Source organism: Candidatus Protochlamydia phocaeensis (genome assembly GCF_001545115.1).
GTDB classification, from domain to species: domain Bacteria; phylum Chlamydiota; class Chlamydiia; order Chlamydiales; family Parachlamydiaceae; genus Protochlamydia_A; species Protochlamydia_A phocaeensis.
Genome location: NZ_FCNU01000011.1, coordinates 358,636 through 370,420, shown reverse-complemented (window position 1 = coordinate 370,420; position 11,785 = coordinate 358,636). Strand labels below are relative to the sequence as shown.

Genomic DNA, 11,785 nt, shown 5'->3' with positions numbered 1-11,785 from the left:
AGAATTGGCTGAAATATAGTTAAATGAATCATTTCCTGCAATTCTGCAGGAGTACAAAATAGCCAAGAATTTAAGACTAATTAAAAGATGGTCAAACTCTCAAGGGCGGGCAGTTTTAAGCCTGCTTCTTGAATTTTTGCATGGACCATACAGGAAAGAGACAGCTTTTTAAGTTTGGGAAAAAGCCTGCCTAGCTGGAATTCTTCTGCTACAAGGCCACAGCTTCCTTGCAAATACAATTCTTCTAGCGATGGCAAAGGCAAGTCTTTTAAATTCTTAATCATAGTGCGTGAAAGATCAAGTATCTTGAGGAAAGGGCAATTCGTTCCGATTTTACTGAATTCTTCGGCGGACAGGTGGTAGTTTAAAGAGAGATTTAAATTCTCCAGTTGAGAAGGCAGTCCATCCAAGCAAGAGATTTTTGTATGGTTCAATCCTAGTTTTTTGAGAACCGGAAAGAGCGTGCGCATATTAGGAAATTCTGCTGCTGGAATAAATAGGCAATGGTCAAGGGTTAATTTCTCTAAATGGAGCCATGCCGTTTCACCCAAATAGACGATTTTCGTATGGTTGAGATTAAGCGTTTTGAGAAAAGGGCATTGCTTGTTCAAGTGAACAAGCGCGTCTCCCGGAAGAAAAGGGCATAGCTCAAGATTAAGTTTTTTAAGATGAGGTAGATAAAGGCCATCTGTACTGGAAATATGCGTACGCGAAAGATCGAGGATCCTAAGTTGAGGACAGACAGTCTTAATTTTGAGAAATTCTTCTTCCTTTAGCTCCAAGCAATGATATAAATACAATTCTTCTAAATGAAAGAGCTGCAGTCCATTAAGGCTATTTATGTTCGTCTGGCTGGCGTTAAGCAAGAGGAGCCGTGGGCAAAGATTTTTAATTTTGGAAAATTCTTCAGCCGGAAGATCTTTGCATCCATAAAGAATTAAGGTTTCCAGGCAATAAGGCAGTCCATCTAAGCTTGTGATGTTGGTACCGGAAAGATCCAGCCATTTAAGCTGTGGGCAAAGCGCTTTGATTTTGAGAAATTCTGCAGGCGAGAGGAAATTGTTCAGTTTCAATCTTTCCAGAAAAGGGAGCTGCAAACCATCCAAATTAGCCACTCGAGTATAGGCAAGATTGAGAGCTTTGAGCTGGGGACAGTAGTCTTTTATTTTGAGAAATTCGTCTGGTTTCAATCTCTCGCAGTCGGCTAAATTTAATTCCTCTAACAGGGGCAATTGCAATCCGTCCAGGCTTGTGATCAGGGTGCGAGAAAGAGTCAATTTCTTGAGATTGGGGAAAAGCCCATTAATTTTCTGAAACTCTGCGGCTGGAAGCTCTTCGCAATCCCTTAAGTCTAGCTCTTCAAGCGAAGGTAGGGCCAAGCCTTTCAAGCTTGTCAGGCCTGTAGAGGACAAATTAAGCCTGCGCAGAAGCGGGCATAACGTCCCGAGCCTTCTTATCTCTTGAGTGGAAAGATGCCTGCACTCTTTAAGGTCTAATTCTTCTAAACGCGATAAATCCATTCTTTCAAAGCTTGCAATAGGCGTTTGGGTAAAATCAAGCGCCTTAAGATGCGGAAAAGCGTTTAAAAGGATGTTGGCAATTTCGGCGGGATTTAGTTTACTGGATAACTTCCTAATGGGAAGAATACTTAAAATATGATTATTAGAGAAATAGGTTAAGAACTTTAAATCTTTCTTTTTATCGATAATTGCTTGGCAAAAGAGCCCGTTTATAATTTGATTAATAGAACGCTTTTGAGCGAATGGTAACGCATCCGTCTTCCCTTCCACCCATTCTGGCAAAGGATCTAAAAAAAAATTAAGAACCAAATTTTGCAAGCTTTGAACAATCATATTTATCTTTGTTAATAAATCAATTAATGAAATTCTAATTGTTTTGCCTTAATTTTTAAAGAATAGTTTTTTTTGAAGTTTTGTTAATTGAAAAAGAAATGGGGGTTGATTATTTAAAAGAGGAAAATTTTTCGAGTTCTAAAAGGAGGAATGCCCCTCTGTGAACCATCTTTTAGGCTTGTAGAATTTATTTTAATGCGTTATACCGCATGGAACGATAGCGAAGTGAATGTAAAAATTCGCTTTTTGACTTTGTGTTGGCATAACATTCGCCAGTTGCGTTTTTTTCAGTATTCTTCGATCGATTAAAAGGGAATAGGGGCAAATGAATCATCGCATTGAAAAAGACAGTTTTGGAGAGGTGGCTGTTCCCGTTGATCGCTATTTCGGCGCGCAGACAATGCGTTCTTATTACAATTTTCCCATCGGAACGGAGAAAATTCCTTTAGAGGTGATTTATGCCTTAGCGCTGATCAAGAAAGCAGCAGCTAAGGTCAATCATGAATTGGGGCTTTTGCCTGAGAATAAGTACCGCTTGATCAGTGACGTATGCGATGAGATTTTGTCAGGCAAGCTGGATGAGCATTTTCCTCTCTCGGTTTGGCAAACAGGATCGGGAACACAGACAAACATGAATCTCAACGAGGTGATCAGCAATCGGGCGATTGAAAAAGCGGGTGGGCAATTAGGTTCGAAGTATCCCATCCATCCAAATGATGATGTGAACTTGTCTCAATCCTCCAATGATGTATTTCCCGCTGCCATGCATATTGCGGCTTATTTAGATATTTGCCAAAAGCTTCTGCCCAATCTGAAAGTTTTCAGGAATGCGCTTTATTCAAAAGAGCAAGCGTTTAAAGATATTATCAAAATCGGGCGCACGCATTTGATGGATGCTACGCCGCTTACTCTAGGGCAAGAGTTCTCAGGCTATGTCAGTCAAATTGACCATGGCATACAAGCGATCGAGCATAGTTTGGGGCATTTATCGGAATTGGCTTTAGGCGGGACTGCAGTGGGAACAGGCATCAATACGCATCCCGACTATGCCAGGCGCGTTGCTGAGGCTGTCAGCAATCTAACGGGTTATGCTTTTATTTCTGCGCCTAATAAATTTGAAGCTTTAGCTAGCAATGATGCCCTTGTTGAGACTAGCGGAGCTTTAAAGCGTGTGGCTGTTTCCCTTTTTAAGATAGCCAATGATATCCGGTGGCTAGCTTCGGGTCCCCGCTGTGGAATTGGCGAGCTCATTTTACCGGCCAATGAGCCGGGATCCTCCATTATGCCGGGCAAGGTCAATCCGACTCAATCTGAAGCGTTGATGATGACAGCCATTCAAGTGATGGGAAATGATGCGACAATTACTTTTGCAGGCTCGCAAGGAAATCTGGAGTTAAATGTTTTCCGTCCGTTGATTGCTTATAATTTAATTCAATCCATTCGTTTGCTCAGCGATGCAGCCTTAAACTTTTCCCAAAAATGTTTGGAAGGAATTGAGGCTAATCGGCCCCGCATTGCCGAACACCTTAAGCAGTCCTTGATGCTTGTGACGGCCCTCAATAAAGCGATCGGTTATGACCGGGCAAGCCAGATAGCGAAAAAAGCCTATCAAGAAAATATGACTTTAAAAGAAGCGGCCCTCTCGCTTGGTTTTTTAACGGAAGAGGAATTTGATCGAATTGTAGATCCCAAAAAGATGATCGGGCCCAGTCTTTAAGGGGATGCGGGCTTTTCTTCTTGGGGAATATTGAACGTGATTAAATCTACCCACAAAGGATGTTTCCATGTTTCAAGCACACATCCGCCGCCTGTCACATCAATTTTATAAGTGGCTACGCCGCCTGATTCGCAATAAGCCTCGTTGACGACATAGTATAGGTAGGTCCCTTTCATGCTTTTCAAAGGAAGCGAAATGGTTTCTTCTTTATGGTTGCGCAAGCGAACTTTAAGATGCAAGGCCAAGTCGTCATAGGCACAATAGCTGGATGGAAGCGACCATTGGATGAGCAGCCGCTGACCTATGATCGGATTGTCCAGATGAGGATCCGGCGTATAAACATAATAACTGGCTAAATTTTCATGGCTAAGGTAATGCGTTTGAACGCTTAAGCGTTGAAAGACGCAACTGCTCAAGGCTAGCTGGAAGAGCCCCAGAAAAATCATTAAGCGAAGCTTGGCGGAAAGCAATTTTTTAAGCATGAAAATGAGCAGCCTTTTTAGTTATTCTATGCCGCTCCGTTGCCGGTCGAAGCGATGCGGAATGATTATCTCAAATTTGCAATTAAAAAATAAAGAGATTCCAGGCTTCCTGCAGGCGATACATGGATTCTTGAAAGAATGGAATTTAATCTCGGATGCGCTTTCAGTTATGCCACTTACGTGGCTTTGTCTTATCTATTCCATTCAAATTAAGCGCAGGTTATGTCAAAATAGGCTCCGGTGCATCTAAATGGGCTTTAGTAGATGCAAGGGCTAGGGCATTGAGATGATGAGCCCCCCAACGGATGAGGTGCTGCGTCGAATTCCAGTCTAAGCAGGAATCCGTAATGGAGACCCCATAAGAGAGCTGGCTAGGATGAGAGGGCAGGAGTTGGCTGCCTGCATAGAGGTGGCTTTCCAGCATGAGCCCTCGAATAGCGGGATTTCCTTCCGCAATTTGATGTAAAACGGATTGGAAGACTCCCGGTTGGCGGTCGTATTTTTTTCCGGAGTTTTGATGCGAGCAGTCGACAATTAAGCGGACGGGCAACTGAGCATGGGATAAGCGGGAGGCAGCTTCAGAAATGGAGGCGGGATCATAATTCGGCCGATGCTCTCCTCCTCTTAAAACAATATGCGCATCGCTGTTGCCTGGGGTATGAATGACAACAGGGAATCCTTCTTCATTGAGGCCCATATAAGAATGGGAATGGGAGGCGGCGATCACGCCATGCACAGCTGCTGAAATGTTGCCGGCAATGCCATTTTTAAACCCGATGGGCATATCCAAGCCTGATGCAAACTGACGGTGCGTTTGGGAAGAGGAAGTGCGGGCGCCAATCGATCCCCATGCAATTAAATCATTATAATAAAAAGCCGTCAACGGATCCAAAAATTCCGTTGCTGTCGGCACTTCTAGATCGGCTAGCTCCAAAAGGAGTTGGCGAGAAAGCTCGATTCCTTGCTGCATGCGGTTGGAGCCGTCGAGCAAAGGATCATAGAGAAATCCTTTCCATCCGGCAGAGGTACGGGGCTTTTCAAAATAAACCCGCATGACAAGAAAAAATTGCGAGGCAACATTTGCCGCCAATTCCTTCAATTGTCTGGCAAAATCTTTTGCGGATCGAGTATCATGGATCGAGCAAGGGCCCACAATGAGCAAAAGACGGGGATCCTTTCTATTTAAAATATCGCGAATCGTTTGTCTGCTTTGCGTCACAAAAGTTTTTTGTTGCAGAGTTAGCGGCAGTCGGTTCTTTAGTTCTTTATAGGATGGCAATCGTTCCATGGTGACCTATAACAAAAATTTTCATTTGAACTTAAAGTGTAGCACAGATGCAGATTTAACGCATCGTCCGAAGGCAAAACTCTTTTCAGTTGTCGAATCTCTTTATAATGACTATCAAGAAACAAGGCAAACTGAACATGCCCCTGCTTGTCTTTTCCCTCAGATACGGGAAAGGGGAGGAGAAGGATTTACCGCGTCTCTTTATCGAGGGGCCCTTCATTTGGAAGCCGATAGTCCGCTTGCTGCTGTTTATGGATTGGCTCAGCTTAAAGCAGCGGCTAGCAGCCGCCATTTACCGGATTATCTAGGTGCATCAACCCCCTGCTATGCCTGGCGCCCGCTTTGGTTAAACGGCGACCTCCTCTGCTCTTTGACTCCTGAGATCTGCCTGTTTCTCCCTTCTTTTTTATGCGCGCTAGACGTTCCATTAGAGGAACAGCCGGTTTTCCGCTCGTTTTGCCTCCAAACCTTAGAAAAAGGATTTAATACGGTCATTTTAGGAAGCTGCCAGCAAAAAAACGCAGTAAGCCAAACCCAGCCTCCTCGCTCCCTTGATTTACAGGCTCTATGCCGAGCTTTTCATGCATATGGACTGAAAATTATTTTAAAACCTACTTGGCGTTGTTTAGATCCTGCCTTTCGTTCTTTTCTTATTTCGCCTTTTGATCCCCATTTTCGCAGCTATTTAGCCGAACATATAAGCCATTTAAAGTCAGCTGAATATGATGGATTAATGTGGGAGAGTCAGTCGACTCATCCGCAATTTATGCAGCATCCGCTTGCGGATGCCGCTTCGGAAGCTGAGGCCATGCTGGAAGAATTGAAGGGATGGGAGCAGAACATTAATTCCGGCGCTTTCTTCTTTTATTATCTATCAGCCACTAAAAAAGAGGAGATGCTCAAGCAGGCGCAGAGGCTAGCCTTTTTATGCCAGCGGGCAGGAAGAAAAACGCTAGTTGTCTTCTCTGCCGTTGCCGGCGATCCTTGGGAAGATTTTCTCCCTCCGCATCCCGTTTGGGACCACTTGAGGCAACTGCCCGATCCTCTTCAGACGCCTTTGCTTCCTTTAGTGAATGTCGGAGCGATTCAGCAAGGCGAAGGCCTATGGCCGGTTCTCACGCCTGAGCGCATAGACGCTGTTCTTGGCCGCTTCCATCGCCATGCCTTTGCCGGCATGGTTGCGCTGACTAATCGATTTCCCGATAGGAGCGGCTTATTGGCCTGCAATTTATGGGTCGCCGGGCAAGCGCTTTGGCGCCCGCTTGCCCCGTCCCTTTTAATGGACACATGGTTTCGGGCCTATCGTTCGGATCTTTCTTTTATGACTTTGCAAAAATGGTTTAACTCCCTAGCGAATTTAACGCTAGAACTGAGACATATACAGGCGCTAACCCGGGAGGACGGATCTTCGATGCTTCCTCTCGAAGACTGCCGCTTAAAGGCCGAAAGCTTGCTGGCTCAATTGGCCGATCTACAGGCGATTGCCCAAAAGGAGAAAGGGCAATCCAACAGTCCGCATGCATCTATAGCCGATTACTTTTATTATTTTTGCCGGGACGCGCGAAGAATCATTTTTCATTTTCTTCAATCCCACCGCTTGCCTTTCTCCAGTTTCTTAACCGGGCAAGACATGCAAAAATCCTTTTGGAGCGAAGCTGCGCAAGGAGCTAGCCAAGGCGTTCGGCAGGCGCTGGCCATCCACTTTGCCCTTAAGCCTTTTCGAGGAGATCCCGGATCGGCAATGGAGCAGATCTATCGGGAAAATACGCTAGTGGACTAGCGTTGAATGGCTAATGACCTTGTTCGCGATTATTTCCTTCTAGAGAACAACACGCGAATTTAGGTCATTAATGGTATTAATTCCCTTCCTCTACAATAAGCGGATAAGGCCAAAAATTCAGCCATAAGACATGAAGATTTTCCTGCCCACAGTTTCAATTTCAGGTTATTTAATATTTTAAATGGGGGTTTGTTTGTTTAAATATTATTTGTTTAAATTTAAATTTAGTTTAATAAACGAGTGTTTTATAAATAAAATTTTTATAAAAATTTTTATGTTTATTTCTTGAGCCAGAAATATAATTTCTGTTATACTTCGCTAAAATTTTGATGTCAAAATTTGGCAAGAAACCGCGTTCGTTCCTTCTTGTTCGCTGAACAAGCTGTTGTCAGTTGTGTGAGAGATTCTTGCAATTCCCCCATTATAAACAATAAACATTTACTTAACGGGTGAACCATGGAACAAGTCGATCAATTTTTAAGTGAGCTGAGAAATTGGGTCTGGGGCGCTCCTTTATTGTTATTATTATTAGGCACAGGAGCGTATTTAACTTTTTTATTAAAGGGTGTGCAATTTCGCTATTTAGGCTATGCATTTAAACAGGTTGTTGCGCGGCAGCGCCAAGGATCTAGGGGAGATATCAGCCACTTTGAAGCATTGATGACGTCTTTAGCGGGGGCGATCGGAACAGGAACGATTGTAGGTGTGGCAACTGCCATTACAGTGGGCGGTTTGGGAGCCATTTTTTGGATGTGGGTGACAGCTTTTTTGAGTATGGCGACGAAGTATGCCGAATCGCTGCTTGCCGTCAAGTACCGCGAGCAGGATAAACGCGGCGAAATGGCGGGCGGACCTATGCAGTACATTGAAAAGGGATTGGGCTGGAAGTGGATGGCATGGGTATTTGCCTCTTTGGGGATGATCGCGGCCTTAAGCACGGGCAATTTGGTGCAGACAAATTCAATTGCCGAGGCCATTAATCATGTTTGGCAAGTCGACCCTTGGATTACAGGCCTTGTTCTATGCGTTTTGACCATGGTCGTCGTCATCGGAGGGGTGAAAAGCATCGGTCATGTGGCTAGCGTATTAGTTCCTGGCATGGCTCTTCTTTATATCGGAGCTGCCATCTTTATTTTAATTGTTAATATCGATCTCATTCCTGAAGCGTTTCTTCTCATTATTCATAGCGCTTGGAATGGACAAGCTGCAACAGGGGGATTCTTGGGTTCGACCATGGTCATGGCTTTGCAAATGGGCGTAGCGCGCAGTGTATTTTCAAATGAGGCCGGCTTGGGCATTTCTTCTGTGGCGGCAGCGGCAGCAAGAACAGATAGTCCCGGCAGACAAGCGTTAATTACCATGACCGGTGCCTTGATTTCCACAGTTATTGTCTGCACAATGACAGGACTCGTTTTGGCTGTGACGGGCGTCATGGGAACGATGTCTGCCTCGGGCCAAGTTTTAAACGGCGCGTCTTTAGCCATTGCGGCTTTTAATTCGCATATTACAGGCGGCGAATATATTGTTACGATCGGGCTGATCTTATTTGCTTATACAACGGTATTGGCTTGGTCTTATTATGGAGAGAAATGCTGCGAATATCTATTTGGTGAAAGATCAATCATTGCCTATCGCTTTTTATTCGCCTTGGTTGTCATTCCGGGAGCGGCTTTGAAAATGGAAATCGCCTGGCATTTAGCCGACATCAGCAATGGATTAATGGTTATTCCAAATTTAATTGCCTTAGTCGGACTGTCGGGAGTGATTGTAAAAGAAACCAAAGATTTTCTTTTGACTGTCAATAAGGAAGAAGAGGAAAATCTTAAGCTAAGCGAGGCGGAAAAGTAAATGTCGAATTTGGGTGAAACGTTATTGAATGGACTGGACGTCCTTTATAGTTGGGTGTGGGGAGCTCCTCTTTTAATCCTTTTGTCCGGAGTTGGCATTTATTTGACCATTGCCTTGCGCGGATTGCAGTTCCGCTACTTAGGTTATGCCTTAAAACTGGTCTTCAGTCCAAGCAAGGATCATCCGGAAGCTGAAGGAAAAGGAGATATCAGCCATTTTGAATCTTTAATGACAGCTTTAGCAGCGACGATTGGGATAGGAAATATTGCCGGTGTGGCAACCGCCCTTGCTGTCGGCGGATTGGGCGCTTTGTTTTGGATGTGGGTGACGGCTCTTTTGGGAATGGCCACTAAATATGCCGAAGCCATCTTAGCCGTAAAATACCGCGTGACAGATGCGCGGGGAGAAATGTGCGGCGGACCGATGTATTTCATTGCCTCCGGGCTGGGCTGGCGCTGGCTAGCCGTCTGCTTCGCCTTATTCGGCGCCATAGCGGCGCTAGGCGGGGGAAATATGCTTCAAGCCAATTCCGTCGCAGATGTCATGGGAAGAATGTTTCACATCAATCCTTGGTGGTCCGGTATTACCGTGGCTGCCTTGACGGGGCTAACCCTGCTGGGCGGGATCAAGAGCATCGGCAAAGTGGCCGGTTTTTTGGTTCCCTTCATGGCCCTCTTTTACATTGCCGGCGCAAGCGTTATTTTAGCATTCAATTATATGGAGATTCCCGGCACCCTGATGGCCATTGTCACGCATGCCTTTACCGGGCAAGCGGCGTTTGGCGGTTTCATGGGATCGACCATGCTGCTAGCCTTAAGAGTCGGTGTGAGTCGAGGCTTGATGACGAGCGAAGCGGGATTAGGGACGGCTTCTATCGCCGCTGCGGCTGCCAAAACGGATCTTCCCGGACGTCAAGCGCTTGTGTCTATGACAGGTTCATTCTTAGCCACTATTATCATGTGTTCGGTAACGGGATTGGTTTTGGGGGTGACAGGTGTTTTTGGACAAATGGATGCCGAAGGCAAATTATTAAATGGAGCGTCCATGACCGTTGCAGCTTTTGAATCCGTTTTTTCAGGCGGAGGCTATGTGGTAACAATCGGACTTATCCTGTTTGCTTTTACGACCCTTTTAGGCTGGGCGTATTATGGAGAAAAATGCGTGGAATATTTATTTGGCGTTAAATCGGTGCCTTTTTACCGCATTTTATTTACCTTAGTTATTATTCCGGGAGCTGTACTAGAGTTAGATATTGTTTGGAAAATTTCCGATGTCTTTAATGGTTTGATGGCCTTCCCTAATCTGATTGGACTATGCGCCTTGTCGAGTGTGGTCATTGCTGAAACCCACCTTTTCCTAAATGTATTGAAAGCGGAAAAACAGGCAGCTCTTAACAATGAGGCCTTGGCTTAAGTTATTGTTGCGCTTTCCATTGCGATTGATAAACAAAAGCTCCAAAGAGGATTCCCTCTTTGGAGCTTTGTCTTTTACAGGGGAAATTTTTTTCGGTAATTTTAGGCTGCGGCCGCAACAGGAAAAACGGGATGATCCGATCCCGGAGAACGCAGGCGTAACACAAGCGGGTTGGACTTTTCGCTATGAGGGGAGCTGCCAAAAGGACCTTGATTGAGCCCTGTTTTCTTATAGAGCAGCCATGTCCATAAATGGGCGATGTAATACCCCAATTTTGCAGGATAGCGCTCGAGCTGAAACCAGGTAGCCTCTTTCTTGGTTCCATCCGGCAAGGTAATTGTCTTTTTAGAGAATAGGCCTTCGCTTGCAATAGGTCCGCGGAAAGCGTATTGCTTGGCATTGGACTCATGAGAAGAGGGACGCTCGTGTTTTTCCTCTAAGTGCGCGGTCCAATCTTGGTACGTTTTTCCATCATCTTCAATCAAGACATAAGCGCCATTTAAAATCTTTAAAATAATGTCTTTTTGATCCAAACCAGTCCAGTCAATTTTTTCTCTCAAATAGGTGGCCGTATAGCGCTCTTCATCTGTTATTTTGGATAAGCGCTCTAAAAAGGCCTTTTGGATTTTTCGAGGAAATTGAGAAATGAGGTGTTTAAATTCTCCTTGCAGTTCTCTTGTAGCTGGAGATTTTTTGCCAAAAAATAAGCCGAGGAAGTTCTTAAAAGCTTTAACAACACTTCGAACAAGAGACGAATGGTTGACGTGACGGATTTGTATGACGGATTTGGGACCACCCATAGGAGAGAAAATTTCTTTTAAATGGGGATCCGTAATAGAAATCACCTTTTCGCGATATACGCGTTCAATTCGGTTTTTCTTAAGGATTGTCACTTCTGCCGAGTCGGTAGAATTAAGGGTAATCGTCAACGCTTTAATTTTTTCATTTTTGTTATTAAATTTGCTTTCGCGAAGCACATGAGCAAAAAATTGTTTAATAGGTTCAATCTTTTTTGAATCAAACTTATTTCTATTTAATAATAGGCCATCCTTATCCAATAATTTGACTTGGTACGTCCGATCACCTGTAGATATCTCCAATTTTCCCTTACTAGTTAGATGGGCATCTACGGAATAAAACGCAGAGTTGGAATAGGAGTGAGAAATTGGTTTAATCATATGTTGTTAATAAATTTGTTTAGTTTTATTTTTATAATACTAAATTCTTATTTTTAAAACAAATTTTTAATTAATCTAAATGTTAACTTTTATGTGTTAAAATATGATTAAGGAAAAATAAATTTGAAAATGTGGTATTTTAAAATTTTAAATTTATATATGAATTGTAAAGGGCTATCAGAGAGGGAATTAAAACCGCTAACGAGCTGAATTCAAGTTTCTTTCT

General features: G+C 44.0%; 9 protein-coding genes. 5 read left to right on the top strand and 4 right to left on the bottom strand.

What is annotated here, in order from left to right:
- Window positions 1-80 precede the first annotated feature (80 nt).
- Window positions 81-1,853, bottom strand: coding sequence for a leucine-rich repeat domain-containing protein (locus BN3769_RS05280; RefSeq protein WP_068468296.1), 1,773 nt, complete (start codon window positions 1,851-1,853; stop codon window positions 81-83).
- 150 nt (window positions 1,854-2,003) lie between these two features.
- On the opposite strand from BN3769_RS05280, the gene BN3769_RS14685 reads away from it, so the two are divergent.
- Complete coding sequence (locus BN3769_RS14685) at window positions 2,004-2,162, top strand: hypothetical protein (protein ID WP_154017824.1); 159 nt, start codon at window positions 2,004-2,006, stop codon at window positions 2,160-2,162.
- 16 nt (window positions 2,163-2,178) lie between these two features.
- Window positions 2,179-3,570 (top strand): class II fumarate hydratase, encoded by a 1,392-nt coding sequence (gene fumC, locus BN3769_RS05275; protein ID WP_068468294.1) that lies wholly within the window; start codon window positions 2,179-2,181, stop codon window positions 3,568-3,570.
- On the opposite strand, the gene BN3769_RS05270 is transcribed toward fumC, so the two are convergent.
- Window positions 3,567-4,052, bottom strand: coding sequence for a hypothetical protein (locus tag BN3769_RS05270; protein ID WP_228840624.1), 486 nt, complete (start codon window positions 4,050-4,052; stop codon window positions 3,567-3,569). The two genes, fumC and BN3769_RS05270, sit on opposite strands and share 4 nt — an antisense overlap.
- Window positions 4,053-4,272: 220 nt before the next feature.
- Entirely contained in the window at window positions 4,273-5,340 is a 1,068-nt protein-coding gene (locus BN3769_RS05265; protein WP_068468292.1) for a 3-deoxy-7-phosphoheptulonate synthase, read from the bottom strand.
- On the opposite strand from BN3769_RS05265, the gene BN3769_RS05260 reads away from it, so the two are divergent.
- The 3 genes from BN3769_RS05260 to BN3769_RS05250 all read left to right on the top strand — a co-directional run bounded on the left by BN3769_RS05260 (window position 5,339) and on the right by BN3769_RS05250 (window position 10,381).
- On the top strand, window positions 5,339-7,120 hold the full coding sequence (locus BN3769_RS05260) for a hypothetical protein (protein WP_068468290.1): 1,782 nt from the start codon (window positions 5,339-5,341) through the stop codon (window positions 7,118-7,120). The genes BN3769_RS05265 and BN3769_RS05260 overlap by 2 nt on opposite strands.
- A 456-nt stretch (window positions 7,121-7,576) precedes the next feature.
- Window positions 7,577-8,968 carry an alanine/glycine:cation symporter family protein gene (locus BN3769_RS05255; protein WP_068468288.1) on the top strand — a complete coding sequence of 464 codons (1,392 nt, stop codon included), beginning with the start codon at window positions 7,577-7,579 and terminating at the stop codon, window positions 8,966-8,968.
- Window positions 8,969-10,381: an alanine/glycine:cation symporter family protein gene (locus BN3769_RS05250; RefSeq protein ID WP_068468287.1), complete on the top strand. Its 1,413-nt coding sequence runs from the start codon at window positions 8,969-8,971 to the stop codon at window positions 10,379-10,381.
- 101 nt (window positions 10,382-10,482) lie between these two features.
- Here BN3769_RS05250 and BN3769_RS05245 read toward each other — a convergent pair whose 3' ends face one another.
- Window positions 10,483-11,559 carry a hypothetical protein gene (locus BN3769_RS05245; RefSeq protein ID WP_068468285.1) on the bottom strand — a complete coding sequence of 359 codons (1,077 nt, stop codon included), beginning with the start codon at window positions 11,557-11,559 and terminating at the stop codon, window positions 10,483-10,485.
- Window positions 11,560-11,785: the final 226 nt, after the last annotated feature.